Annotated in this window: 22 protein-coding genes; 9 read left to right on the plus strand and 13 right to left on the minus strand. The window is 68.1% G+C overall.

Features of this window, described 5'->3' with window-relative positions; all coding sequences use genetic code 11:
• The coding region (locus FBT96_RS05240; RefSeq protein ID WP_136905282.1) for an exopolysaccharide biosynthesis protein at nucleotides 1-481 on the plus strand (481 nt) is incomplete at its 5' end.
• 60 nt (nucleotides 482-541) lie between these two features.
• Here FBT96_RS05240 and ilvD read toward each other — a convergent pair.
• The 3 genes from ilvD to FBT96_RS05255 all read right to left on the minus strand — a co-directional run bounded on the left by ilvD (nucleotide 542) and on the right by FBT96_RS05255 (nucleotide 4,686).
• The gene (gene ilvD / locus FBT96_RS05245; RefSeq protein WP_136905283.1) at nucleotides 542-2,377 is read right to left on the minus strand and encodes a dihydroxy-acid dehydratase; all 1,836 of its coding nucleotides are present in this window, start codon (nucleotides 2,375-2,377) and stop codon (nucleotides 542-544) included.
• A 351-nt stretch (nucleotides 2,378-2,728) separates the two neighbouring features.
• The gene (locus tag FBT96_RS05250; protein ID WP_212635358.1) at nucleotides 2,729-3,907 is read right to left on the minus strand and encodes an acetyl-CoA C-acyltransferase; all 1,179 of its coding nucleotides are present in this window, start codon (nucleotides 3,905-3,907) and stop codon (nucleotides 2,729-2,731) included.
• Nucleotides 3,908-3,918: 11 nt separating this feature from the next.
• Entirely contained in the window at nucleotides 3,919-4,686 is a 768-nt protein-coding gene (locus tag FBT96_RS05255) for a 3-hydroxyacyl-CoA dehydrogenase (protein WP_136905285.1), read from the minus strand.
• 162 nt (nucleotides 4,687-4,848) lie between these two features.
• Here FBT96_RS05255 and ybaK point away from each other — a divergent pair, with 162 nt between their 5' ends.
• The 3 genes from ybaK (at nucleotide 4,849) to FBT96_RS05270 (ending at nucleotide 7,545) form a co-directional block, all read left to right on the plus strand.
• Nucleotides 4,849-5,328 (plus strand): Cys-tRNA(Pro) deacylase, encoded by a 480-nt coding sequence (gene ybaK / locus FBT96_RS05260; RefSeq protein ID WP_136905286.1) that lies wholly within the window; start codon nucleotides 4,849-4,851, stop codon nucleotides 5,326-5,328.
• 89 nt (nucleotides 5,329-5,417) lie between these two features.
• Nucleotides 5,418-6,329: a lipid A deacylase LpxR family protein gene (locus FBT96_RS05265; RefSeq protein WP_136905287.1), complete on the plus strand. Its 912-nt coding sequence runs from the start codon at nucleotides 5,418-5,420 to the stop codon at nucleotides 6,327-6,329.
• Nucleotides 6,330-6,459: 130 nt separating this feature from the next.
• Nucleotides 6,460-7,545 carry a Hint domain-containing protein gene (locus tag FBT96_RS05270; protein WP_136905288.1) on the plus strand — a complete coding sequence of 362 codons (1,086 nt, stop codon included), beginning with the start codon at nucleotides 6,460-6,462 and terminating at the stop codon, nucleotides 7,543-7,545.
• Between the two features lie 235 nt (nucleotides 7,546-7,780).
• Here FBT96_RS05270 and FBT96_RS05275 read toward each other — a convergent pair whose 3' ends face one another.
• Genes FBT96_RS05275 through FBT96_RS05285 form a run of 3 tightly spaced genes read right to left on the minus strand, consistent with a single transcriptional unit; the run spans nucleotide 7,781 to nucleotide 10,848 of the window.
• The gene (locus FBT96_RS05275) at nucleotides 7,781-9,049 is read right to left on the minus strand and encodes a peptidoglycan -binding protein (protein ID WP_136905289.1); all 1,269 of its coding nucleotides are present in this window, start codon (nucleotides 9,047-9,049) and stop codon (nucleotides 7,781-7,783) included.
• 1 nt (nucleotide 9,050) lies between these two features.
• Nucleotides 9,051-10,256, minus strand: coding sequence for a biopolymer transporter ExbB (locus FBT96_RS05280; RefSeq protein ID WP_136905290.1), 1,206 nt, complete (start codon nucleotides 10,254-10,256; stop codon nucleotides 9,051-9,053).
• Between the two features lie 58 nt (nucleotides 10,257-10,314).
• The gene (locus FBT96_RS05285; RefSeq protein WP_136905291.1) at nucleotides 10,315-10,848 is read right to left on the minus strand and encodes a gamma-glutamylcyclotransferase; all 534 of its coding nucleotides are present in this window, start codon (nucleotides 10,846-10,848) and stop codon (nucleotides 10,315-10,317) included.
• Between the two features lie 60 nt (nucleotides 10,849-10,908).
• On the opposite strand from FBT96_RS05285, the gene FBT96_RS05290 reads away from it, so the two are divergent.
• On the plus strand, nucleotides 10,909-11,898 hold the full coding sequence (locus FBT96_RS05290; RefSeq protein ID WP_169583232.1) for a DUF2125 domain-containing protein: 990 nt from the start codon (nucleotides 10,909-10,911) through the stop codon (nucleotides 11,896-11,898).
• Here the strand turns inward: FBT96_RS05290 and FBT96_RS21200 are convergent.
• The 3 genes from FBT96_RS21200 to hisC are packed head-to-tail and all read right to left on the minus strand — an operon-like array spanning nucleotide 11,886 to nucleotide 15,099.
• Nucleotides 11,886-13,082, minus strand: coding sequence for an extensin-like domain-containing protein (locus FBT96_RS21200; protein WP_249306322.1), 1,197 nt, complete (start codon nucleotides 13,080-13,082; stop codon nucleotides 11,886-11,888). The two genes, FBT96_RS05290 and FBT96_RS21200, sit on opposite strands and share 13 nt — an antisense overlap.
• Entirely contained in the window at nucleotides 13,082-14,011 is a 930-nt protein-coding gene (locus FBT96_RS05300; protein ID WP_136905293.1) for a prephenate/arogenate dehydrogenase family protein, read from the minus strand. Before FBT96_RS05300 ends, FBT96_RS21200 begins: the two co-directional genes overlap by 1 nt.
• A complete protein-coding gene (gene hisC / locus FBT96_RS05305) occupies nucleotides 14,008-15,099 on the minus strand; it encodes a histidinol-phosphate transaminase (RefSeq protein ID WP_136905294.1) in 1,092 nt (363 codons plus the stop codon). Before hisC ends, FBT96_RS05300 begins: the two co-directional genes overlap by 4 nt.
• Nucleotides 15,100-15,328: 229 nt before the next feature.
• Between hisC and FBT96_RS05310 the strand changes: the two genes are divergently transcribed.
• Entirely contained in the window at nucleotides 15,329-15,724 is a 396-nt protein-coding gene (locus tag FBT96_RS05310; protein WP_136905295.1) for a hypothetical protein, read from the plus strand.
• A 68-nt stretch (nucleotides 15,725-15,792) separates the two neighbouring features.
• Here FBT96_RS05310 and rpsD read toward each other — a convergent pair whose 3' ends face one another.
• The 4 genes from rpsD to gloB form a co-directional block, all read right to left on the minus strand.
• Nucleotides 15,793-16,413 (minus strand): 30S ribosomal protein S4, encoded by a 621-nt coding sequence (gene rpsD, locus FBT96_RS05315; RefSeq protein WP_013068679.1) that lies wholly within the window; start codon nucleotides 16,411-16,413, stop codon nucleotides 15,793-15,795.
• A 188-nt stretch (nucleotides 16,414-16,601) separates the two neighbouring features.
• A complete protein-coding gene (locus FBT96_RS05320) occupies nucleotides 16,602-17,606 on the minus strand; it encodes a M23 family metallopeptidase (protein WP_136905296.1) in 1,005 nt (334 codons plus the stop codon).
• A gap of 164 nt (nucleotides 17,607-17,770) precedes the next feature.
• The gene (gene clpA / locus FBT96_RS05325) at nucleotides 17,771-20,092 is read right to left on the minus strand and encodes an ATP-dependent Clp protease ATP-binding subunit ClpA (RefSeq protein ID WP_136905297.1); all 2,322 of its coding nucleotides are present in this window, start codon (nucleotides 20,090-20,092) and stop codon (nucleotides 17,771-17,773) included.
• 175 nt (nucleotides 20,093-20,267) lie between these two features.
• The gene (gloB, locus tag FBT96_RS05330) at nucleotides 20,268-21,038 is read right to left on the minus strand and encodes a hydroxyacylglutathione hydrolase (RefSeq protein WP_136905298.1); all 771 of its coding nucleotides are present in this window, start codon (nucleotides 21,036-21,038) and stop codon (nucleotides 20,268-20,270) included.
• Between the two features lie 60 nt (nucleotides 21,039-21,098).
• On the opposite strand from gloB, the gene FBT96_RS05335 reads away from it, so the two are divergent.
• The 3 genes from FBT96_RS05335 (at nucleotide 21,099) to atpA (ending at nucleotide 24,261) form a co-directional block, all read left to right on the plus strand.
• On the plus strand, nucleotides 21,099-21,857 hold the full coding sequence (locus FBT96_RS05335) for a methyltransferase domain-containing protein (RefSeq protein ID WP_136905299.1): 759 nt from the start codon (nucleotides 21,099-21,101) through the stop codon (nucleotides 21,855-21,857).
• Between the two features lie 313 nt (nucleotides 21,858-22,170).
• A complete protein-coding gene (locus FBT96_RS05340; RefSeq protein ID WP_136905300.1) occupies nucleotides 22,171-22,731 on the plus strand; it encodes a F0F1 ATP synthase subunit delta in 561 nt (186 codons plus the stop codon).
• Nucleotides 22,732-24,261, plus strand: coding sequence for a F0F1 ATP synthase subunit alpha (gene atpA / locus FBT96_RS05345; RefSeq protein WP_136905301.1), 1,530 nt, complete (start codon nucleotides 22,732-22,734; stop codon nucleotides 24,259-24,261). It abuts the gene before it with no gap.
• Nucleotides 24,262-24,276 lie beyond the last annotated feature (15 nt).

The following is a 24,276-nucleotide window of genomic DNA, read 5'->3' on the forward strand; positions in this document are numbered from 1 at the left end:
GATCTTTTCGCTGCCGAACGTGCTGCCGACGCCGCCGGGCACCTCGGCCGTGCTGGGGCTGCCGCTGATTTTCCTGACCTTTCAGATGCTGATCGGCGGGCCGCCGTGGTTTCCCGCCTTCATCGCCACGCGCTCGATCGCGCGGGCGGATTTCGCCCGTCTGGCGGCGGTGGTCGTGCCGCGGCTCTTGCGCGCCGAGAAGATGCTGAAACCGCGGCTGAGCTTTCTGTCCACGCGCTGGGCCGAGCAGGGGCTGGGGCTTCTGGCGCTGGTGCTGGCGATCATCCTGACGCTGCCGATCCCGCTGGGCAACATCGGCCCGGCCTTTGCGCTGGCGCTGATCGGCATCGGCCTGTTCGAGCGCGACGGGCTTTGGGTGATGGCCGGGGTGGTGGCGGGGCTGGGCGCGCTGGCGCTGGTGCATGGGGTGATCTGGGCGATGATCGCTGCCGCCGCGCATGTCTTGCAAAACTGGTCCTGAGGATCGGCGATGAAAAAAGGCCCCCGCGGCGGGGGCCTTGTTCCCTGCGCGGGGGGGCGATCACTTCGGCAGGATCCGCACGCCGCCCTTCGCCGCCGAAGACGCGAACAACGCATAAGCCCTGAGCGCGGTCGACACCTGGCGCGGACGCGGCGCCGCGGGCGCCCAGGGCAGCGGCCCCTTGGCGGCGCGGCGCGCCTCCAGCACCTCCTCGGCCACTGCCAGATGGATGGTGCGGTTCGGAATGTCGATCTCGATCACGTCGCCGGTCTCGACCAGCCCGATCAGCCCGCCTTCCTCGGCCTCGGGGCTGACATGGCCGATCGACAGCCCCGACGTCCCGCCCGAGAAGCGGCCATCCGTCAGCAGGGCGCATTTCTTGCCCAGCCCCTTCGATTTCAGATAGCTGGTCGGGTAAAGCATCTCCTGCATCCCCGGGCCGCCACGCGGGCCTTCGTAGCGGATCACCACCACTTCGCCCTCGGTGACCTTGCCGGTCAGGATGCCGGAGACCGCATCGTCCTGGCTTTCAAAGACTTTCGCCGTGCCGGTGAATTTGAGGATCGACTCGTCGACGCCTGCGGTCTTCACGATGCAGCCGTTCAGCGCGATATTGCCAAACAGCACCGCCAGACCGCCGTCTTTCGAAAACGCATGTTCGGCCGCGCGGATCACGCCTGCGCTGCGGTCGCGGTCGACCTCCTTGTAGCGGTTTTGCGTCGAAAACGCCTCGGTGGTGCGAACGCCCCCCGGCGCGGCGCGGTAGAAGCTGTCGACGGCGGGATCATTGGCCGTCATCACGTCCCAGGTCGCGATCGCCTCGCCCATCGAGGCGGAATGCACGGTGCGGGCGTCGAGATGCAGAAGACCCGCCCGGCCCATCTCGCCCAGGATCCCCATGATGCCGCCCGCGCGGTGCACGTCTTCCATGTGCACATCCTGCTTGGCGGGCGCGACCTTGCACAGCACGGGCACCTTGCGCGACAGCCGGTCGATGTCGTCCATGGTGAAATTCACCTCGCCTTCGTAGGCGATGGCCAGCAGGTGCAGCACGGTGTTGGTGGAGCCGCCCATCGCGATATCAAGGCTCATGGCGTTCTCGAAGGCCTGATGGGTGGCGATGTCGCGCGGCAAGAGGCCCGGTTCGTTGCCCTCGTAATGCCGCTTGGTGATGTCGACGATGCGCCGCCCGGCCTCCAGGAACAGCGCCTTGCGGTCGGCATGCGTCGCCAGCATCGAGCCGTTGCCGGGCAGGGCCAGACCCAGCGCCTCGGCCAGACAGTTCATCGAATTCGCCGTGAACATGCCCGAGCACGAGCCGCAGGTCGGGCAGGCGGCTTTCTCGATCGCCTCGACCTGGGCATCGGTGTAGCTGTCGTCGGCGGCCACCACCATCGCATCGACCAGATCAAGGTCATGGTCGATCACGTCGGGGCTGATCTTGCCCGCCTCCATCGGCCCGCCGGAAACGAAGATCACCGGGATGTTCAGCCGCATCGCCGCCATCATCATGCCGGGGGTGATCTTGTCGCAGTTCGAGATGCAGACCATCGCATCGGCGCAATGGCCGTTGACCATGTATTCGACCGAATCCGCGATCACCTCGCGCGAGGGGAGGGAATAGAGCATCCCGTCATGGCCCATGGCGATGCCGTCATCGATGGCGATGGTGTTGAATTCCTTGGCGACGCCGCCCGCGGCTTCGATTTCGCGCGCGACCATCTGGCCAAGGTCCTTCAGGTGGACGTGCCCCGGCACGAACTGGGTGAAGGAGTTGACGACGGCGATGATCGGCTTGCCGAAATCGCCATCCGTCATGCCGGTCGCGCGCCAGAGGCCACGCGCCCCCGCCATGTTGCGGCCATGGGTCGATTTGCGGGAACGATAGTGCGGCATCTGGCGTCTCCGGGCTGGCTTGGACTTGGCCCTTCTAGCGCAGGCCGGGGGGCGATGCCAACCCGAAGCCTTGCGGCAGGAACACGAAGCCTTGCGGCATGGGGCGCTTTCGCTGCCGTCGATCTCGGGCGGGGAAAGGCATCGCCTTTCCCCGCCCGCAGCGACCACAGTGCGCCACGACCGCTGCCACTGGACGCAACAGAGGCCGGCGCCAGCCCCGGCGGGCGAGAAGCGCCCGCCATGGGCGGGGCGGGCGCTGGCCGGCGGCCTTTGGGCCCCCGGCGGCCCCGGGGCCTCTGTCTCGCATGGCCAAGGCGATGGCCTTGGCCAACGAGCCGCCCGAACCCGGCCTTACGCCATCAGCTCCACCGCCATCGCCGTGGCCTCGCCGCCGCCGATGCAGAGCGTCGCGACGCCGGTTTTCAGCCCGTGCGTCTTCAGCGCCGCCAGCAGCGTCACCAGCACCCGCGCCCCCGAGGCGCCGATCGGATGCCCCAGCGCGCAGGCGCCGCCATGCACGTTCACCCGGTCCTGCGGCAGATCCAGCGCCGCCATCGCCGCCATGGCGACCACCGCAAACGCCTCGTTCACCTCGAACAGATCGACCGCCCGCAGATCCAGATCGAGCTTCCCGGCCAGCTTCGTCAGCGCGCCGATCGGCGCCGTCGGAAACAGGTTCGGCGCATCGGCATGGGTCGCATGGCCCAGCACCCGGGCGAGCGGCGTCAGCCCGCGGGCCTCGGCCTCCGAGGCGCGCATCAGCACCAGCGCCGCCGCCCCGTCGGAAATCGACGAGGAATTCGCCGCCGTCACCGTGCCGCCCTGCCGGAAGGCCGGTTTCAGCGTCGCGATCTTGTCCATCCGCGCCTTGCCGGGCTGTTCGTCGGTGTCGACCCGGACCTCGGTCTTGCCCGAAATCACCACCGGCGCGATTTCCGCCGCGAAATGCCCCGCCGCAATCGCCGCCTGCGCCCGGGTCAGCGAGGCGATCGCATAGGCGTCCTGCGCGGCGCGGCTGAAGCCCATCGTCTCGGCGCAATCCTCGGCAAAGGTGCCCATCAACCGGCCGCGGTCATAGGCATCTTCAAGCCCGTCCAGAAACATGTGATCCAGCACCTGCCCATGCCCCAGCCGCAGCCCGCCGCGGGCTTTCGGCAAAAGATAAGGGGCGTTCGTCATGCTCTCCATGCCGCCCGCCAGCACGACACGCGCCGAACCGGCCAGCAAAAGGTCATGGCCCAGCATCGCCGCCTTCATGCCCGAGCCGCACATCTTGTTGATCGTTGTCGCCCCCGCCGCAAGCGGTAGACCCGCCTTCAGCGCCGCCTGCCGCGCCGGGGCCTGACCCTGACCCGCGGGCAGGACGCAACCCATCAGCACCTCGTCGACATCCTCGGCCGGGATGCCCGCCCGCGACAGCGCCGCGCCAAGCGCCACCGCGCCCAGATCGGCCGCGGCAAGGTCGGAAAACGCGCCCTGAAACCCGCCCATCGGCGTGCGGGCAGCCCCCGCGATCACCACCGGATCCATCTGCGCCCGCCTCATTTCGCCGCCATCCGCAAGGCGCCGTCAAGCCGCAGCACCTCGCCGTTCATCATCTGGTTTTCGCAGATATGCCGCACCAGCGCGGCATATTCCGCGGGGTCCCCCAGCCGGTTCGGGAAGGGGACCGAGGCGCCCAGACTGTCCTGCACCTCCTGCGGCAGACCCGCCATCATCGGCGTGCGGAAAATGCCCGGCGCCACCGTGACGACGCGGATGCCATGCCGGGCGAGTTCGCGCGCCGCAGGCAGGGTCAGCGCCGCCACGCCGCCTTTGGACGCGGCATAGGCCGCCTGTCCGATCTGCCCGTCAAAAGCCGCGATCGAGGCCGTGTTGACGATCACCCCGCGCTCGCCGCCCGGGCCGGGGGCATTGCCCGCCATCGCCTCGGCCGCCAGCCGCAGCATGTTGAAGGTGCCGACAAGGTTCACTGTCACCGCGCGGGCGAAACTGTCCAGCCGGTGCGGCCCCTCGCGGCCGAGGATCTTTTCGCCCGGCGCGACGCCCGCGCAATTCACCAGCGCATCCAAGCGGCCAAAGACCGAGACCGCCAGCGCGATGGCCGCCCGGCCGTCCCCCTCCTGCGTGACATCGGCCCGGCAGAACCGCGCCGCCGCGCCCAGATCCGACACCATCGCCATCCCGGCCTCGGCGTTCAGATCGACGATCACCACCTTGCCGCCCGCGTCGACGACCATCCGCGCGACTGCCGCGCCCAGCCCGGAGCCGCCGCCGGTGACGACAAACACCCTCTCTGAAATCTGCATCCGTTCCTCCCTTTCCCTGACGTCAAATCCTATCGGCCGGGGGTGGTCTGGCAACGGCAAAGGCGGGCCCTGCCGTGGCCGCGACGCAACGGAATTTGCGGCGTTGACGGCGGCGTTGACGGCGGGCAGGGGTCTTGGCAAGACAGGGAAAAGGAGAGCGTGATGAGCACAGCCACCCCCGCCACCCGGGCGCTTGACGCCGCCAGGGTGGCGTTCGAGCGGATCGAATATGACTACGTTGCCGGGCAGGACAAGATCGGCCTGCATGCGGCGGCGGCGATCGGCGCCGATCCGGCCGAGGTGCTGAAGACGCTGATGGTCGAGGTTGACGGCAAGCCCGCCTGCGCGGTGATCCCGTCGGATTGCACGCTGTCGATGAAAAAGGTGGCGGCGGCCTTCGGGGCCAAGGCGGCGGCGATGATGCCCCCCGACAAGGCCGAGCGGCTGACCGGCTTTCACACCGGGGGGATTTCGCCCTTCGGGCAGAAGAAGCGGGTGCCGGTGGCCTTTGAAGCCTCGGCGCTGGGGCAGGCGCAGATCGTCGTGAACGGCGGCAAGCGGGGGCTGATGGTGCGGCTGGCGCCTGCCGCGGCGCTGGCGGTCTCGGGCGGTCTGGCCCGGGATCTGATCGCCGCGCCCTGATCGCCGCGGATGTCACGCCCGCGTCGCAGTTTCGCCGGATTTCGGCGCGATACCAAGGTTAACCGTTCCCCTCCGCCCTCTGGAGCCCCATGCCGCGTCTGATCCCGCTTGCGTTCGCCCTTCTTGGCCTGCTGGCCCTTGCCCCCGCCGCCTCGGCCGAGACCCGGCCGCTCGGCTTTGGCCATTTCCTGAACAACGATGCGCTTGGCGACGGCAAGGACCGCTGGCAGACCGGCTCTTACACGCTGTCCTGGCTGCGTGGCCCGGACTGGCAGGGGCGCCTGCCCGGGCGGCCCTTCGAGATCCTTGAATACCGGCTGAGCGGGGCGGTGATCGCGCCCTCGCGGCTGAAAAGCTTGCGCGGCGATCGGCGCTATGTCGGCAAATCCGCGCTTTCGGTGCATACGCAGTTCGCGCCCACGCCGCAGACCGAGGCCGATCTGGGCCTTGGCGTGGTCTGGACCGGGCCCGCGAACGGCCTGTCCGAGGTGCAGCGCCAGCTGCATGATCTGCTGGGCGAACCCCGGCCGCGCGCCGCCGACAGCCAGCTGCCGAACCATCTTTATCCGACCGTCACGGCGGAAATCGCCCGGCCGATCGCGCTTGGCGGCGCCGAGCTGCGCCCCTTCGCCGAGGCGCGGGCGGGCGATGAAACCCTGCTGCGTCTGGGCGCGGATCTGGCCTTCGGTCAGCGCGAGCGGGGCGCGCTCTGGCTGCGCGACGAGATCACCGGGCAGCGTCATGTCGGCATCGGCGGCACCGATGCGGGCGGCACCGCCTTTGTGCTGGGGGCCGATGTCGCGCATGTCTTCGACAGCGCCTATCTGCCGGGCGGCTGGGGCGTCGCCCCCGAACAAACCCGCACCCGCCTGCGCGCCGGGGTCTCGACGCGGCTGGGACGGGTCGGGCTGTTTTACGGCCTCACCTGGCTTTCGCGCGAATTCGTCGGCCAACCCGAGGGGCAGCTGGTCGGCTCGGTCCGGCTGCGGCTGCGATTTTGACTTTTTCGCGCCAAATCGTCCTTTCCTTGATCTGGGTCAAAATGGGGGATTCACAAGCCGAATCACCCATGTTAGGTTTTGCTTAATCAAGGACCGAAGGGTCCATAAAACGAGGCAGGACATACAGGCAATGAAGCCGGGCTATCTGGGCACCTTCGTGATCGCGTGGGACCAGACAGAGATCGACGGCACCGCAGGCGCCCCGGTCGACAGCCTTGCGACGGGGGCATGCTGGCGCTGGAGCGGCGAGGCGGTGCGGGTCGATGGCCCGACCGACCTGCTGATCCTGAGCGGGGCCGAGGGCAGCGAGGCGCTGCGCCAACGCGCCGCCCGGGTGGTGCGTCGGCTTCTGGGCGTCGCGATCGAGGGCGGCGACAGCGCCGCCTTTCGCGCCCGTGCCGATCTGCCCGACCTTCCCGATCAAAGCTTTACCGTGACCGACGGCATCCGGGCCTATGCCATCACCCTGATCGAACTGCCCGCGGCGCGGGCGCGTCTGTTGATGTTTGCGGGCGGCCTGCCGCCGCGCGACACCGATCTTTGGCTGGTCGAAAGCCGCGTCGATCCGCGCCCGGCGGGGCTGCGCCTGCCCGAGCCCGGGGTGATCTGTTTCACGGCGGGCACGCTGATCGACACGCCGCGCGGGCCGCGCCGGGTCGAGACGCTGCGGCCCGGCGACCGGGTCTGGACCCGCGACGAGGGCGCGCAGGAGCTTTTGTGGATCGGATCGCGGCGGATGAGCGGGGCCCGGCTTTACGCGCTGCCGCATCTGCGCCCAGTGCGACTTGGGGCGGTGCGGCTGCGGGCGGGAGCCCTTGGCCTGCTGCGCGCCGAAGCCGATCTGCTGGTTTCGCCGCAGCACCGGGTGCTGATCACCGGCCCCGCGGCGCGGGCGCTGTTCAACGAGCCCGAGGTGCTTGTGCAGGCGCTCGATCTGGTCGATGACGGCGCGGTGCGGGTGGAGACCCGGCTGCCCGAGGTCACCTATCTGCATCTGCTGTTCGCGCGTCATCAGGTCTTGCGGGCGAACGGGGTCGAAACGGAAAGCTTTCACCCCGCCGCAACCGAAGTCGACAGCATCGCCGAGGATCAACGACAGGCGCTGTTGCGGCTGTGCCCCGGGATCGACGCCGATCCGATGGCCTACGGGCCCTTCGCGCGGCGCGTGCTGAGTACTTCGGAAGCGGCGATCCTGCGCCACGATCTGGCGGCCTGAGCCCGCCTTCCTGCCCCGGACAGTCTTGACCGAGGCCATTGCCGAGGTCATGCGGCACCTCAGCCCCCTGACCGCCGAGGGCCCAAAGGCACTCGGTCAGCGCCCGCCCCGCCCATGGCGGGCGCTTCTCGCCCGCCGGGACGGGCGCCGACCTATGGTGTGCTTGGGGAAACGGTCGTGATGAAGCGTGGTCGCGGCGGGCGGGGAAAGGCGGTGCCTTTCCTGATCCGCCCGATCATCGTTCGGTCAGCTTCAGCTCGATGCGGCGGTTCTGCGCCCGGGCCTCGGGGCTTTTGCCCGCGGCCACCGGGCGGAACTCGCCAAAGCCCGCCGCCGCCAGCCGTTTCGGCGCAAAGCCCTGCGCGTCGATCAGATATTTCACCACCGAGAGCGCCCGCGCCTGCGACAATTCCCAGTTGTCCTTGAACGCGCCCTGACCCGACAGCGGCGTGTCATCGGTGAAGCCGTCCACCTCCAGCACCCAGTCGATTTCCGGCGGGATCTCGGATGCCAATTCGCGGAAGGTCTCGGCCACGCGCGAAATCTGCGCCTGCCCCTCGGGCAAAAGATCGGCCGAGCCGGGCTGAAACAGCACTTCGGACGAAAACACGAAGCGGTCGCCCACCACCCGCACGCCCGCGCGGCCCTCCAGCAGCTGCGACATCCGGCCAAAGAATTCGGACCGGTAGCGCGCCAGATCCTTGGCTTCGGCCTCGGCCTTCCTGCGCGCCTCTTCCTCAAGCGCGGCGCGGCGTTTCTGTTCCGCCGCCACCTGCGCCAAGGCCGAATTCAGCTGGCTGCCCAGCGCCTCGACCTGCACCTTGGCTTCGGTATCTCTCGCCTTGGCCTCGTCCAGAACCGCTTGCAGATCAGACAGTTGCCCGCGCAGCGCCGCCACCTGCTGATTGAGCAGCGCCACCTGTTCCGCCTTGCGATCGCTTTCCGCCCGCGTCTCGGTCAGGGTCTTTTCCGCCAGCGCCTGCAACGCCGCCTGCTTCTCGGTCTCGCTCAGCTGCACCTCCAGCCTGCCCTGCAGATCCTTTTGCGCCGCCTCGGCCGCGGCCAGCAGCGTCAGCGTTTCCTCGGCCTTTTTGCGCGCGTCCTCCAGCTGCAACCGCGCCGAGGCCAAGGCCGCGTCCGAGGTTTTCAGATCCCCCTGCAGGCTGGCGATCGCGGCCGATTGCGCCGCCTTCTCGGCCAGCAATCCCGCCACCTGCGCCTCGAAGGCGGTGATCCGCGCCCCCGCCGCCTCCAGCCGCCCGGTCAGCGCCTCGGTCTGCGCCTGTTCCAGCGACAGCGCCTGCGCCAGCCCCGCCACCTGCGCCGACAGTGCGTCCAGCTCATGATCCTTCGTCGTGATCGTGTCGCGCAGCATCGATTGCACCATCATGAAGATCGACAGCACGAAGATCAGCACCATCAACAGCGCGCCCATCGCATCGACGAAGCCGGGCCAGACATTGGTGGTGGTGAAACGCTGCCCGCGGCGGCCCGAGAGCGCCATCTCAGCCCTCCCCGCCGCGCGCCCGTGCCATCAGCGCCCGCGTCAGCGCCGCGAAATCATTGCGCAGATCGGCCATGCTTTCCTGCCGCCCGGCGGACATTTCCTCCAGCATCCGCGACATCTGCAGATCGATCGAGCGCAGCCGCATCCGCATTTCCGCATCGACATCGATCTCGGCATGGCGGTCGGCGGCGCTTTGTTCGGCCAGCCGGTCCAGCGCCGCGATCAGCCGGTCCTGCCCCTCGGCCATCTGCGCCAAAGCCTCGGCCTGCCTGGCGCGGCTCTCGACCTCGGCCCCCAGTTTCTGCGCCAGATCGGCAAAGCCCTGGGTCAGCTGCGCCAGCCGCGTCTCGGTCTGGCTGCGGGCCTGTTCGGCGCGGATGAACAGCGTCTGCAGCGCGTCCATCTGCTCGGCCATGTGGTCCAGCACCCCCGCCACGGCCGAGGCCTCGCCCGCGCCCTCGACCTCGGCGGTGGCGAAACTCAGCCGGGTGATCGAGGAAATCCAGTCCTCCAGCTCGCCGTAAAAGCGGTTCTGCCCATGCGTCGCGAAAAGCTCAAGCAAGCCCACGACCAGCGATCCGGCAAGCCCCAGCAGCGACGAGGAAAACGCCGTGCCCATGCCGCCAAGCTGGCCTTCAAGCCCGGTCATCAGCCGGGCAAAGACCGCCGTTGCCGCCTCGCCCTGTTGCGGGGCCAGCGCGCGGATCGTGTCGACGACGCCCGGAACGGTGGTGGCAAGGCCGTAGAACGTGCCCAGAAGGCCAAGGAAGATCAACAGGTTCGACAGATACCGGGTGATGTCGCGGGCCTCGTCGATCCGCGCCGCCACCGATTCAAGGATCGAGCGCGCGGCGGTTGTCGCGATGGTGCGGCTGGCGCCACCGCGGCCCAGAAGGGCTGCGAGCGGCACCAGCATCTGCGGCGGGCGATACATCGGCCGGCCGGGGCGGTCGGCGGCGAAGCTCTCGATCCAGCTGACGGCTTTCACCAGCTGCACCACCTGCCAGAAACAGCCCAGAACCCCCAGCACGAAGACCCCGCCAATGAGCCCGTTCAGCAGCGGATTGGTCTGGAAGATCGGATAGATGCGGGCATAGGCAAAGAACCCGCCCGCGCCCACCAGCGCCAGCACGACCAGCATCGAGACGATCTGTCGGACGGGTTGCGAAAACTGCGGGGCCTGGACCCGGACCGGTGCGCGCATGTTCTGCCTCTCTGCTCTTTGCGGGAAGGATAGGCTGCGTTCGCCCCCCTGCCAAGCCTCAAGCCAGCAGCACACGCACCCTTGCGGCCAGCGCCTCCAGATCGGGATCGGCAAGCCCCAGATCGGCCAGATGCGCGGCGGTGTTGAACAGGTAATCCCGGTTCGGGCCGCGCGCGCCGACGGCATGGGCGATGGTCTGCGCCTGCGCCTCGAAATCCAGCCTGCAATACTGCGGCCCGGCGCGGTCGATGACATAGGCGATCGCCGTGACCTGCCGCCCGTCGGAAAGCGTCACCGGAAGCGCGCGTTCCAGATAGGCGTCGGTGACCAGTTCGCGGGCGCGGATCTCGGCCAGGATGCGGGCGGCCTCGGCCTCGGGGGCGCGCAGCGCAAGGCCCCGGCACTGGGCGCCCGCGGCGGCATCAAGGGCCAGCACCAGACCCGGCGCCGCGGGCGTGCCGCGGAAATGGATCGAATGCATGCAAAAGCTGCGATGCCAGCCGTCAAGCCGCGCCGGGCAGGCCTCGGCCGGGGTGAAACCGGGATCCCAGATCAGCGATCCGTAGCCGAAAATCCAAAGCGCCTCGGGCATGGCTGGCCCTCCTTCTTCACGGGGGATAAAAGGAAGGCCGGTGTTTGGAAAGAGGCTGCGATGCGGGTCTGGGTTTGGGGCGCGGTTCTGGCGGGGGGGCTGGCGCTGGCCGATTGGGGCGCGGGGCAGGGGATGGCGGCCTGGCTGCGCGCGGCGCTGGCCGGGTCCGGGACCGCCGCGGCGCAGGTTTCGGCCGAGGGCTTTCCGGCCCGGGTCGGCGTGCGGCTTGACGCGCCGCGTCTGACCGAAGCGGGTCGGACGGTCCTCGCGCTTGAACGGCTGACGATCACCGCGCCGGTCTGGAACCCGCTGTCCTGGCGGCTCGATCTGCCCCTGCCGCAACGGATCACCTGGCAGGGCCTGCCCTTTGAAGCGACCGGAACGCGGGCGGCGTTGCGCGTCGATGCCGCCTCCGGCCGCGATCTGCCGCTGGCCGGGATTGCGCTGCGGATGGAGGCCCCGGCGCTGCGGCTTGCCGCGGCCAAGGCGCCCTCGCTGGCGGCCGAAAGCCTTGCGCTGACCCTGCAGCCGACGGACGATCCACGACTCTGGCAGCTGACGGGCAAGATCGCCGCCCCGGGCCTGCCGCCCGGGCTTGCCGCCGCGCTCAGCCGTCAGGCCGGGCTGTCAACGCCCTTGCCCGACCGGCTGGACGCGCTGACGCTGGAGGCCGGGGTGGAGGTCGCGCAGCCGCTGGCGCTGCTTTCCGATGCCCCGGCCGCGTTGACGGCGGTCGATCTGCGCCGCGCCGCGCTGATCTGGGATGGTCATCGGATCGCTGTGTCCGGCCGTCTGACCGTCACCTCCGACGGCCTGCCCGAGGGCACGCTGACGATTGCGCTGTCCGATTTTCCGGTCTGGCTTGATCTCGGCCTTGCCGCGGGGGTGGTGCCGCCCGAGCGCAAGGCGATGCTGGCGGCGATGGGCGAATATCTGGGCCGGCAAAGCCCGGACGGGGCGGTGCGGCTGCCGCTTTCCTTTGCCAAGGGCCGGATGAGCCTTGCGGCGATCCCGCTTGGGCCTGCGCCGCGGCTGCCTCAGCGGCAATAGGTGCCCGAGCGGTAATGCATCGTGTCCACATGGATGTGGTTGAGGTGGAAGCGGTCGGCCTTTGGCCCCAGCACCGTGCCAAAGACGCCGCAGGCCGAGGCGTGGATCGACTTGAAGATCCGCGGCTGGCTTTTCCAGCCCCGCTCGACATCCAGGCTCTGACCGTTCTTCAGCACCAGCCCCATCAGGTCGATCGCCTTGCCGCGGCCGTGTTCCGACAGTTTCGCGCCGCGCTGGTTGTTGCGCGGACGGCAGACATAGCCGGGTCCGACATCCAGTTTCGCGATGCCGCCGCCCTTGCCGCCCACCGCCGGAACGATGCCGCGGTCGATCCAGCGCTTGAAGGCGGTGGCGGTGGCGCAATCGACCGTCATCGGCTGCGTCAGCCGGATGCCCGAGACCGCGGTGATCTTCACCGGCGCGGCGATGCCGCAGCCCGAGCCGCGCCCGCCATTGCCGATCGGCGCCACCTCCTGCCCGATCAGGCCGGGCACGCCGCAGACCGAGCCGCGCAGGCCGGGCGCGGGGGCCGCGGGGGCTTCGGGCGTGGGGGCGTTGCGCTTGCGCGGGGCGCCGAAGAGCCGCGACAGCACCCCGCCCGGCGGCGGTTTCTGCGCCGCGGGCGTCACCGCGGCCTGCGCTTCGGCGGATGGTGCGGCGGACGGTGCGGCGGTCTCCTCCGCCGCGGCGGGGGGCAGGACGGCCAGCGCCGCGGGGCGCGGTTTCGGCCGGTAGCCCGCAAGCCGCGGATCGGAGACCGGAGCGGGGGCGGTGTCGGGGTCCGGCGGCGCGGCGGTCACCAGCCCCTTTGGGCGCGGTTTCGGATGCGCTGTCGCCAGCCGCGGATCGGCGGGCGGGGGCAGGCTTTCGGTGCGGGCGCCTGTCCCGATCGCCTCGGGGCGCGGCAGCGGGCGGCGGCCTGCCGGGGCGGCATCGGAGCCGGGCGGGGCCTCGGCCCCGGCGGGCTGCGGCCTGTCGATCGGCGATTGCCCGGAGCTTGCGGGCAGCGCCACCCCGCCCGGCGTGGCCTTGGGGGCCGCGGGCGGGGGTGCGGGCAGGGGGGAAGCCGCGGCGGCGGGCGGACGGGGCCGCGGCAGCGGCGAGGTTGTCAGGGTTTCGGCCGCAACGGGCCCGCACGCCAGCGCCGTGATCAGCGCCAGCGCAAGGCTCCGAAGGCCGCGCATCAGCGCGTCTCCGCCTTGGGCGGCGGCACGCGGCCGAAATCGGGGGCGGCGGTGTCCTGACCGGCCTCGATGATGCCGCGGCGGATCGCGCGGGTCTCGGTGAAATAGTCGAACAGCATCTGCCCATCCCCCATGCGGATGGCGCGTTGCAGCATGAACAGTTCCTCGGTGAAGCGGCCCAGAATGTCGAGCGTCGCTTCCTTGTTGGTCAGGAACACGTCGCGCCACATCGTCGGGTCGGAGGCCGCGATGCGGGTGAAATCGCGAAAGCCCGAGGCGGAATATTTGATCACCTCTTCCTGCGTCACCCGGCGCAGGTGATCGGCCACGCCCACCATCGTGTAGGCGATCAGGTGCGGCGTATGCGAGACGACGGCCAGCACCAGATCATGCCGGGCCACGTCCATCTCGTCGACATTGGCGCCGAGCGCGGTCAGGAACGCCTTCAGCCGCGCGACGGCGGCGGGGGCGTTGGTTTCCAGCGGCGTCAGCAGCCACCAGCGGTTGACGAAGAGCGTCGCAAAGCCCGAGCGCGGCCCGGAATGTTCGGTCCCGGCCAGCGGGTGACCGGGGATGAACTGCACATGCGCGGGCATGTGCGGGGCCACGGCTTCGACCACCGCCTGCTTGACCGAGCCGACATCGGTCACGGTGGCGCCGGGCGCCAGATGCGGGGCGATTTCCGCGGCAATCGCCGCCATCGCGCCCACCGGCACGCAAAGCACCACCAGATCGGCGCCTTCGACCGCTGCGGCGGCGGTGTCGAAAACCCGGTCGCACAGGCCGATTTCCAGCGCCGTCGCCCGGGTCTCGGCCGATTTCGCATGGCCGATGATCTCGCCCGCCAGACCCTTTTCGCGCATCGCATGCGCCATCGAGGAGGCAATCAGCCCCAGCCCGATCAGGGCGACGCGCTTGTAGTGGGTCATGCCGAGGCGCCCGCCTTGAACAGGCCGATCATATGCGCCACGCGCCGGCACGAGGGCTCGTCGCCCACCGTGATGCGCAGGCAATGCGGCAGGCCGTAGCTGGCCACGCGCCGCACGATCAGCCCGTCCTTTTTCAGGAAGTCGTCGCAGGCCTCGGCCTCGGCCTCGGAGCCGAACCGCGCCAGCACGAAATTCGCCATCGAGGTGTCATTCGGCACGCCGCGCTCTGCCAAAGCCTCGGAGAGCCAGTGCCGCAGACGGGCGTTTTCCGACCGCGACTGGGCGACCCAGTCCTGATCGCGCACCGCGGCCTCGGCGGTCTCAAGCTGCGAGGTCGAGAGGTTGAACGGATCGCGGATGCGGTTGAGCACGTCGATGATGTCCTTGGGGCCGTAGCCCCAGCCGATGCGCAGCCCGCCCAGACCGTAGATCTTGGAAAAGGTGCGCGTCATCATCACGTTGGGCAGGCGCGAGGCCAGTTCGGCGCCGCCGTCATAGCCCTCGACATATTCCGCATAGGCGCTGTCGATCACCAGCATCGCCTGTTTCGGGATGCCCATGGCCAGCCGTTCGAGTTCCGCCAGACCGACCATCGTGCCGGTCGGGTTGTTCGGGTTGGCGATGAAGACCAGCTTCGTCTTTTTCCCGCAGGCCTTCAGGATCGCGTCCACATCCAGCGTGCGTTCGCGTTCGGGCACCGAAACCGGGGTCGCCCCCGCCCCCAGCGCCGCGATGCGATACATCAGGAAGCCGTGTTCGCTGTGCACCACCTCGTCCTTCGGCCCGGCATAGGCGTTGACGATCATGCGGATGATTTCATCCGAACCGACGCCGCAGATGATCCGCGACGGGTCCAGCCCGTGCACGTCGCCGATCGCCTGACGCAGCGCGCCATGGTCGGTGGACGGATAGCGGTGCAGCTTGTGCACCGTGCGCGAGAACGCCTCCTTGGCGCGGTCCGAGGCCCCATGCGGGTTCTCGTTCGAGCTGAGCTTGATCGCATCGCTGATACCGGCCACATGCGAAGCGCCGCCCTCGTAAAGGGCGATGTCGAGGATGCCGGGCTGGGGGCGGATCGGGTCTGTCATGCTGAGGTCCTTGTCCTGGATGCCTCAATAGCCGGGGCAAAGCCGCATGGGAAGCGCTGTTTCAACCGGAAATACGCCTGAAAGCGGCAGTGAGGCCGCCAGACCGCAGCAGGCCGATCAAATTTTAGGAAATTTTTAGAACATCAGCCCCATATTGCCCTCTCAGCCGCCGCGCCGTGCCACATTTCTGGCGGAAACGAGGCGGGTTGGGAAAAGCTGGAAGGTCCTGATGAAACACCCCTCTCTCCGTGCCCTGTTGCTCGCTGCCCTGTGCCTGCCCGGCCTGCCGTTCGGATCCGCGGCTTTTGCCGGCGATCTGGGCGCCGCCTTTCATGCCCTGCCGGTCGATACCCGCGTTGCGGTGCAGGCCGAGCTGGCCGAGGTCGATCTCTATCTGGCCGATCCCGATGGCGACTGGAGCGCCGCGACCGAACGGGCCGTGTTGCGGTCTGTCGAGGCGATCGCGCTGAATTCCGGGGCGCGGGTGCGGCCGCAGCTGACCAGCACCCCGGCGATGCAGAGCTATCTGGAGGCGCTGGCCGAGGGGTCCTATTCCGCCTATCTGCGCCGCGGCGATTTTTCGGGTGGCGGCGCGCTTTGGCGCCGCATCCAGCTGGGCGGCTGAGCCGGACGCATGAAACGCAAAAGGCCGCCCAAAAGGGCGGCCTTTCGTTTGGAAAGCAAAGAACCGGATCAGTTCTTCGCGTAGAATTCGACGACCAGGTTCGGCTCCATGTGCACCGGATAGGGCACGTCGCTCAGGCCCGGGGTGCGCACGAAGGTGGCGGTCATCTTGCCATGGTCCACTTCGAGGTAATCCGGCACGTCGCGCTCGCCCGACTGGGCGGCTTCGAGGACGATGGCGAGTTGCTTCGAACGGTCACGGACGGCGATCACGTCGCCTTCCTTGACGCGGTAGGACGCGATGTTGACGCGGGCGCCGTTCACGGTGACGTGGCCGTGGTTCACGAACTGACGCGCGGCGAAGATCGTCGGCACGAATTTGGCGCGGTAGACGATCGCGTCGAGACGGCGCTCGAGCAGGCCGATGAGGTTTTCACCGGTGTCGCCCTTGACCCGTTCGGCTTCGCCGTAGATCTTGCGGAATTGCTTTTCGGTCAGATCGCCGTAGTAGCCCTTCAGCTTTTGCTTGGCGCGCAGCTGGGTGCCGAAGTCCGACAGCTTGTTCTTGCGGCGCTGGCCGTGCTGGCCCGGACCGTAGTCACGCTTGTTCAGCGGCGACTTGGCGCGGCCCCAGATGTTTTCGCCCATGCGGCGGTCGATCTTGTACTTGGCAGCGGTGCGTTTGGTCATCGCTGATCTCCTTCTTGACTGTGAAGGGCGTTGTCCTTTCCCGCGGCTTTTGGCCTTGGGCGACAGGCTTCCCCTTGCGGGGTCCACCAACACCAATGAAAGCCCCGGCAAGCGTCGCCGCTGCCGGGATGGGGGGCTTATACAGAGGCCGCGGGCAGAGTCAACGCCCCAGGGGCGGCTTTCGTGGCTCAAGGCGCGGCAAGGGTCACGAAAGCTTCCTTGCGGCTGATTTCGGCGCCGTCGCGGCTTTGGGTGACCGTCGCCTCGTAGCGGCCCGGGGCGAAGCCGCCCGCGGGGGCGCGCTTGCCCGCGTAACGAAAGAACAGCGCCTGCGGTTTTTCCAGCATCTCGTCATGGGCAAAGGCAAAGCCGCCGGGGCCGGTGATCGTCAGGCGCACCACGTCGCCCTTGCGGCTGTCATAGCCGTAAGCCCAGAGCACGAGCGCGGCGGCGGTGGCGGGCAGCGCGTCTTGCGCGGAAAGCCCGGCCTTCACCGCCGCGAAGCCGGGCGGGGCATCGGTCAAGGCCGCCTGCAGCAGGCCGCCGCCGACATAGGCGGGCGGGTCTTGCCAGAGCGTGCGGCGGGGCGCGGGATCGCAGGCGGCGCCGGGATCGGGTTGGAACGGATCGACATCGACGCCGTCATGGCGCAGGGCCAGATGCAGATGCGGGAATTCGGCCTTGCCCGACATGCCGACCTGACCAAGCCTTGTGCCCGCGCCGATCTTCGTGCCCGGCCGCACCGCGACCGAGCCCTGCTTGAGGTGGCAATATTGCGTCTGCCAGCCGCCGCCATGGTCGATCACGACGCCATTGCCGCATTCCTTGGTCGCGACATCGGCCCCGGCGGCAAAGGCGCCATCGGCCTCGCCATCGCGGATCGCCCGGACCCGGCCCGGCGCGGCGGCCAGGACATCGACGCCCGCCGCCATCGCGGCCAGGGTCGGCAGGGCGAAATCGGTGCCGTCATGGCCCTGATAGCTGGCGGCTCCGCAGCCGAAATCGCGCACCTCCGGGCCGGGGTCGTGATCGACGTAGTGCTGGATGTAGCAACTCTCGCCCAGGGTGCAGGCGACCGGCTGTTTCAGCACGATGTCTTGCGCCAGGGCTGCGCCGGGCAGGGCGGCAAGGCTAAGCGAAAGCGCCAGAGCACCGGCGCGGCGGTCGGCATGCCGAAGGCGGAACAGAGGCATCGAAACGTCCCCGCAAAAGATCAGGCGCCCCCGGGGGAGCGCCTGAAAAGCCTAGCACAGGGATATCGGCCGGGTCACGCCCCTTCGGGCCCGTTCCTTCGACCTGCGCTGCGGCGGCGCCTGGCCCGGACCGTCTGGCCCGGACCGTCTGTCCTGACCGCGGCTCAGCCCGCGGGCAGCAGCCGCGGTTTCGCCCCGGGCAGGCGCGGTTTGCCGGGTTCTTCGACATCAAGCGCGATCGCATCGTCGCGCACCGTCACCCGGACCACACCGCCCTTGATCAGGCGGCCGAACAGCAGTTCTTCCGCCAAGGGTTTCTTGATGTGCTCCTGAATGACCCGGCCCAGCGGACGCGCGCCCATCTTGTCGTCGTAGCCCTTGATCGCCAGCCATTCGGCGGCTTCGGGGGTCAGCTCGATATGGACGTTGCGGTCGATCAGCTGCGCTTCCAGTTGCAGCACGAACTTGTCCACCACCTGCAGGATCGTGTCGCGCGGCAGCGGCGCGAAGCTGACCACCGCATCCAGACGGTTGCGGAATTCCGGCGTGAAGGTGCGTTCGATCGCCGCCGTATCCTCGCCCTCGCGGCGTTCGCGGCCAAAGCCGATCGCCGATTTCGCCTGTTCGGCCGCCCCGGCATTCGAGGTCATGATCAGGATCACGTTGCGGAAATCCACCTGACGGCCGTTGTGATCGGTCAGCTTGCCGTGGTCCATCACCTGCAGCAGGATGTTGAACACGTCCGAATGCGCCTTTTCGATCTCGTCAAGCAGCAGCACGCAATGCGGATGCTGATCGACGCCATCGGTCAGAAGCCCGCCCTGATCGAAGCCGACATAGCCCGGAGGCGCGCCGATCAGCCGCGAAACCGCGTGTTTCTCCATGTATTCCGACATGTCGAAGCGCAGCAGCTCCACCCCCAGCGTATTGGCCAGCTGTTTCGCCACCTCGGTCTTGCCGACGCCGGTCGGACCGGCAAAGAGATAGTTGCCGATCGGCTTTTCCGGCTCGCGCAGACCGGCCCGCGCCAGCTTGATCGCCGAGGCCAGCGTCTCGATCGCCTTGTCCTGACCGAAGACCACGCGCTTGAGCGTCTTTTCCAGATCGCGCAGGATCGCAGCGTCGTCCTTCGACACGCTTTTCGGCGGGATCCGGGCGATCTTCGCCACCACGGCCTCGATCTCTTTCGCGCCCAGCGTCTTGCGCTTCTTGCTGTCGGGCAAGAGGTGCTGCGCCGCCCCCGCCTCGTCGATCACGTCGATCGCCTTGTCGGGCAGCTTGCGGTCATGGATGTAGCGCGCCGCCAGTTCCACCGCCGACTTGATCGCGTCATTGGTGTAGCGCACGTCGTGATGTTCCTCGAAATAGGGTTTCAGCCCCATCAGGATCTTGATGCTGTCGCCGACCGAAGGTTCGTTCACGTCGATCTTCTGGAACCGGCGGCTCAGCGCGCGATCCTTTTCGAAATGCTGACGGAACTCCTTGTAGGTGGTCGAGCCCATGCAGCGCAGCTTGCCGCCCTGCAGCGCGGGCTTGAGCAGGTTCGAGGCATCCATCGCCCCGCCCGAGGTCGCCCCCGCCCCGATCACCGTATGGATCTCGTCGATGAAGAGGATCGCATCGGGATGTTCCTCGAGCTCCTTCATCACCGCTTTCAGCCGTTCCTCGAAATCGCCGCGATAGCGGGTGCCGGCCAGAAGCGCCCCCATGTCGAGCGAATAGATCGTCGAGCGCGCCAGAATGTCGGGCGTCTCGCCGCGGGTGATCTTCAGCGCCAGACCTTCGGCGATGGCGGTCTTGCCGACGCCCGGATCGCCCACCAAGAGCGGGTTGTTCTTGCGGCGGCGGCACAGCACCTGAATGCAGCGCTCGACCTCTTCGGCGCGGCCGATCAGCGGGTCGATGTCGCCCTTTTGCGATTTCTGGTTCAGGTTCACGCAGTATTTGCCAAGCGCGGATTCCTTCGCCTCGCCCGGTTGTGCGGCTTCGGCCTTGGCGGTCTCTTCCTCGGCGCCGATCACCGGACGGCTTTCGCCGAAGGCCGGATCCTTGGCCACGCCATGGGCGATGAAATTGACCGCGTCGTAGCGGGTCATGTCCTGTTCCTGCAGGAAGAAGGCCGCGTTCGATTCCCGTTCCGCAAAGATCGCGACAAGGACATTCGCCCCCGTCACCTCGGTCCGGCCCGAGCTTTGCACATGGATCGCGGCGCGCTGGATCACCCGCTGGAAGGCGGCGGTGGGCACGGCTTCCGAGCCCTCGACCTCGGTGATCAGCGTCGAGAGATCATCGTCGATGAACTCGGTCAGGGTGGTGCGCAGCTCGTCAAGATCGACGCCGCAGGCGCGCATGACGCGACTGGCATCGGGCTCGTCGATCAGCGCGAGCAGAAGATGTTCGAGCGTCGCCAGTTCATGCTTGCGCGTGTTTGCCAGCGCCAGTGCGGCGTGGATTGCTTGCTCGAGCGTGGTCGAAAACGAAGGCATGCGGCGCTCCTTTCCTCGGGTCTCCCGATACTGGCCTCATGGGGTTAAGTTTCGGTGGATTTCGCCGCGCTTCAAGGCCCGCACGCGTGTTTTTTCCACCGCGCCCCACTCTGTTGCAAAACTGACCAGCGCGGGGGGCTTTCGCGCGGTCCGCAGGCGGCGCGCGAAAGTGCTTTCAGAACCGGTCCTTGCGTGCCCGCGCCGCGGTAAAGACGGCAAGCGCGTCGGCCTCCTCGGGCAGGCCGAGCGCGGCGCGCAACGCAGCGTCATCGGCACGCAAAAAGGGATTCGTCGCCCGTTCCTCGGCCAAGGTCACCGGCAAACTGGGCTCCCCCGCCAGCCGCAGCGCCGTCACCCGGTCCATCCGGTCGTGCAGCCGACCGTTCCCCGGCTCCAGGCTGAGCGCGAAACGGCCGTTCGCGGCGGTGTATTCATGCCCCGAACAGACCCGGGTTTCGGGCGGCAGCGCGGCCAGACGGGCGAGCGTGTCGAACATCTGCGCGGGCGTCCCCTCGAAAAGCCGCCCGCAGCCCCAGCTCATCAGACTGTCGCCGGAAAAGAGCAGCCCCGCCCCGGGCAGATGCCAGGCGACATGGCCAAGCGTATGGCCATCGGCGGCGATCACATGGGCGCTCTCCATCCCCAGGGGCAGCACATCGCCCGGGCGCACCGGATGATCGAGCGGCGGCAGCCGGTGGGCATCGGCCGCGGCCCCCGCCACCTTCGCCCCGGTCGCCTGCGCCAGCGCCTCGACGCCTGCGATGTGATCGGCATGGTGATGGGTGATCAGGATGTGGTGCAGCTGCCAGCGCCGTTCGGTCAGCACCTTCAGCACCGGCGCCGCCTCGGGGACATCGACGACGACGACGGTATCGGTGGCGGTGTCGTGCCAGAGCCAGGCGTAATTGTCGGTCAGGCAGGGGATCGGGGTCAGTTCGAGGGTCATGGCCTTTTGCGCATCTTTCGCTATCCTGACCCAGCTTCGCCCAAGGAAGGCCAACCTGCAATGCATCTCGACGTGCTCGACCTGCGTGATTTTTACTACCGCACCCAGCTGGGGCGCACGGCGCAAAAGGCGATCCGCGACAAGGTGGTCGAGCTGTGGCCCGACACCCAGTCCGGCATGGCCGGGCTGACGATGGCAGGCTACGGGTTTGCGGTGCCGCTTCTGCGTCCCTATCTGGGGCGGGCGCGCCGGGTGATCGGGCTGATGCCGGCGCAGCAGGGGGTGATGCCCTGGCCCGCCGGAGAGCCCAATGTCTCGGTGCTCTGCGCCGAAACCAGCTGGCCGATCGAGACCGGGATGATCGACCGGCTTGTCGTGCTGCACGGGCTGGAGGTCTCGGACGACCCCGATGCGCTGATGGACGAATGCTGGCGCACGCTGGGCCCGGGGGGGCGGGCGCTGTTCATCGTGCCGAACCGGGTCGGGCTTTGGGCGCCGCGCGAAACCACGCCGTTCGGCTTTGGCCGCCCCTATACGATGGGCCAGCTCGAGGCGCAGGCACGACGGGCGGGGTTCGCCCCGGAACGTCAGGCGGCGGCGCTGTACATTCCGCCCTCGCAGCGGCGGTTCTGGCTGCGCTCGTCCGAGATGTGGGAACGGCTGGGCACAAGGGCGGCGGGCTATCTGGCGGCCGGGGTGGTGATGCTGGAAGTGATCAAGCAGGTGCATTCGGTGCGCCGCTCGGGGCTTGGCGCGGCGGTGCGCAAGCCGCTTTCGATCCTGGAAGGGGCGCCGAAGCCGGTGGTCGGGCGGATCTGAGCTGCGCCGCAGCATCAAGAATCGCCGGGCCGGAAAGGCCCGTTTCCGCGGCACTTCGCCCTGCGGCGGGGAAACGCACGCGGGCGGGCTTCGACCCTTTGCGCTAACACTCCGTGCCGGTGCAGAAAATGTGCCAGCCTGATGTGGATTCCTGCCGCCAAGATGGTTGCGAGGGTCTTGATGCTCTGCTAGACGCAACCCCGAATGCGGCGCGTGAGACCATCTTGGGCGCCGAGGGGGGCCTCTGAATCGGTGACGGAACGATTGGTTCCGGTCGTCCGCGTGCGGAGGCAAAAGCATCGGAAGGGTGGACGTGTCCGAACCAGCTTCGATTTCCGCAGCCATTGCCGGGCGCTATGCCACGGCCATCTTCGACCTCGCGCAGGAGGCCAAGGGCATCGACGCGCTCTCGGCCGACGTCGACGCGCTGACGGCCGCACTGGCCGGCTCGGCCGAGCTGCGTGACCTGATTTCCTCGCCGGTCTACTCGCGCGAGGAACAGGGAGCCGCGATCGCCGCGGTGGCTGCGAAGATGGGCCTGTCGGCACCGCTTGCCAACGGTCTGAAACTGATGGCGACGAAGCGCCGTCTGTTCGCGCTGCCGCAGCTGCTCAAGGGCCTTGCCGCCGCGATCGCCGACGCCAAGGGCGAGATGACCGCGGAGGTCACCTCGGCCACCGCGCTGAGCGCGGCGCAGGCCGACAAGCTGGCGGCGACGCTGGCCAAACAGACGGGCAAGACCGTCAAACTGAACGTCGCCGTCGATGAAAGCCTCATCGGTGGCATGATCGTCAAGCTGGGTTCGCGCATGATCGACACCACGGTCAAAGCCAAACTCGCTTCCCTTCAGAACGCCATGAAAGAGGTCGGATAAATGGGCATCCAAGCAGCTGAGATTTCTGCGATCCTCAAGGAGCAGATCAAGAACTTCGGGCAGGATGCCCAGGTCGCCGAAGTGGGCCGCGTGCTCTCGGTGGGCGACGGTATCGCGCGCGTTCACGGGCTCGACAACGTCCAGGCGGGCGAGATGGTCGAATTCCCCGGCGGCATCCGCGGGATGGCGCTGAACCTTGAAGTCGACAACGTCGGGATCGTGATCTTCGGGTCGGACCGCGACATCAAGGAAGGCGACACCGTCAAGCGCACCAACTCGATCGTGGACGTTCCGGCGGGCGAAGGCCTGCTCGGCCGCGTCGTGGACGGCCTTGGCAACCCGATCGACGGCAAGGGCCCGATCACCGCGAAAGAGCGTCGCGTTGCCGACGTGAAAGCCCCGGGCATCATTCCGCGGAAATCGGTGCATGAGCCGATGGCGACCGGCCTCAAGTCGGTTGACGCGATGATCCCGATCGGCCGCGGCCAGCGCGAGCTGATCATCGGCGACCGTCAGACCGGCAAGACCGCGATCGCGCTCGACACGATCCTGAACCAGAAGTCGTACAACGACGCCAACCCGGGCAACAAGCTGCACTGCTTCTACGTCGCCATCGGGCAAAAGCGCTCGACCGTGGCGCAGCTGGTGAAGAAGCTCGAAGAAGCCGGGGCGATGGAATACACCACCGTCGTCGCCGCGACCGCTTCGGACCCGGCGCCGATGCAGTTCCTGGCGCCCTATTCGGCGACCGCGATGGCGGAATATTTCCGCGACAACGGCATGCACGCGCTGATCATCTATGATGACCTCTCGAAGCAAGCCGTGGCCTATCGTCAGATGTCGCTGCTGCTGCGCCGTCCGCCGGGGCGTGAAGCCTATCCGGGCGACGTGTTCTATCTCCACTCGCGCCTGCTGGAACGTTCGGCGAAACTGAACGAGGATTTCGGTTCGGGCTCGCTGACCGCGCTGCCGGTCATCGAAACGCAAGGCGGCGACGTGTCGGCCTTCATCCCGACGAACGTGATCTCGATCACCGACGGCCAGATCTTCCTTGAGACCGAACTGTTCTACCAGGGCATCCGCCCGGCCGTGAACACCGGTCTGTCGGTGTCGCGCGTCGGTTCCTCGGCCCAGACCAACTCGATGAAGTCGGTCGCCGGTCCGGTGAAACTGGAGCTTGCGCAATACCGCGAGATGGCCGCCTTCGCGCAGTTCGGCTCGGACCTCGACGCCGCGACGCAGAAGCTTCTGAACCGCGGTGCCCGTCTGACCGAGCTGATGAAGCAGCCGCAATATTCGCCGCTGACCAACGCCGAAATCGTGGCGGTGATCTTCGCGGGCACCAACGGCTATCTTGACGCCGTGCCGGTGAAAGAAGTCGGCCGGTTCGAGAAAGGCCTGCTGGCCTATCTGCGCTCGACCCGCAAGGACGTGCTTGAGTGGCTCACCAAGGAAGACCCCAAGATCAAGGGCGACGCCGAGAAGAAGCTCAAAGACGCGATCGCCGAGTTCGCCAAGACCTTCGCTTGACCGGCCTGAAAGGAC

This window comes from Rhodobacter capsulatus (genome assembly GCF_005144475.1).
GTDB classification, from domain to species: Bacteria; Pseudomonadota; Alphaproteobacteria; order Rhodobacterales; family Rhodobacteraceae; genus Rhodobacter; species Rhodobacter capsulatus_C.

Excerpts from the sequence above, each read along its gene's own strand:
- FBT96_RS05290 (WP_169583232.1), top strand. The coding sequence starts at position 10,909 with ATGCGGGTCTGGGTTTGGGGCGCGGTTCTGGCGGGGGGGCTGGCGCTG.
- atpA (WP_136905301.1), top strand. The coding sequence starts at position 22,732 with ATGGGCATCCAAGCAGCTGAGATTTCTGCGATCCTCAAGGAGCAGATC.
- ilvD (WP_136905283.1), bottom strand. The coding sequence starts at position 2,377 with ATGCCGCACTATCGTTCCCGCAAATCGACCCATGGCCGCAACATGGCG.
- FBT96_RS05300 (WP_136905293.1), bottom strand. The coding sequence starts at position 14,011 with ATGACCCACTACAAGCGCGTCGCCCTGATCGGGCTGGGGCTGATTGCC.
- gloB (WP_136905298.1), bottom strand. The coding sequence starts at position 21,038 with ATGACCCTCGAACTGACCCCGATCCCCTGCCTGACCGACAATTACGCC.
- rpsD (WP_013068679.1), bottom strand. The coding sequence starts at position 16,413 with ATGACCAAACGCACCGCTGCCAAGTACAAGATCGACCGCCGCATGGGC.
- FBT96_RS05280 (WP_136905290.1), bottom strand. The coding sequence starts at position 10,256 with ATGCGCGCACCGGTCCGGGTCCAGGCCCCGCAGTTTTCGCAACCCGTC.
- FBT96_RS05285 (WP_136905291.1), bottom strand. The coding sequence starts at position 10,848 with ATGCCCGAGGCGCTTTGGATTTTCGGCTACGGATCGCTGATCTGGGAT.
- FBT96_RS05310 (WP_136905295.1), top strand. The coding sequence starts at position 15,329 with ATGAAACACCCCTCTCTCCGTGCCCTGTTGCTCGCTGCCCTGTGCCTG.
- FBT96_RS05250 (WP_212635358.1), bottom strand. The coding sequence starts at position 3,907 with ATGGATCCGGTGGTGATCGCGGGGGCTGCCCGCACGCCGATGGGCGGG.
- FBT96_RS05320 (WP_136905296.1), bottom strand. The coding sequence starts at position 17,606 with ATGCCTCTGTTCCGCCTTCGGCATGCCGACCGCCGCGCCGGTGCTCTG.
- ybaK (WP_136905286.1), top strand. The coding sequence starts at position 4,849 with ATGAGCACAGCCACCCCCGCCACCCGGGCGCTTGACGCCGCCAGGGTG.
- clpA (WP_136905297.1), bottom strand. The coding sequence starts at position 20,092 with ATGCCTTCGTTTTCGACCACGCTCGAGCAAGCAATCCACGCCGCACTG.
- FBT96_RS21200 (WP_249306322.1), bottom strand. The coding sequence starts at position 13,082 with ATGCGCGGCCTTCGGAGCCTTGCGCTGGCGCTGATCACGGCGCTGGCG.
- FBT96_RS05335 (WP_136905299.1), top strand. The coding sequence starts at position 21,099 with ATGCATCTCGACGTGCTCGACCTGCGTGATTTTTACTACCGCACCCAG.
- FBT96_RS05265 (WP_136905287.1), top strand. The coding sequence starts at position 5,418 with ATGCCGCGTCTGATCCCGCTTGCGTTCGCCCTTCTTGGCCTGCTGGCC.
- hisC (WP_136905294.1), bottom strand. The coding sequence starts at position 15,099 with ATGACAGACCCGATCCGCCCCCAGCCCGGCATCCTCGACATCGCCCTT.
- FBT96_RS05275 (WP_136905289.1), bottom strand. The coding sequence starts at position 9,049 with ATGGCGCTCTCGGGCCGCCGCGGGCAGCGTTTCACCACCACCAATGTC.
- FBT96_RS05255 (WP_136905285.1), bottom strand. The coding sequence starts at position 4,686 with ATGCAGATTTCAGAGAGGGTGTTTGTCGTCACCGGCGGCGGCTCCGGG.
- FBT96_RS05270 (WP_136905288.1), top strand. The coding sequence starts at position 6,460 with ATGAAGCCGGGCTATCTGGGCACCTTCGTGATCGCGTGGGACCAGACA.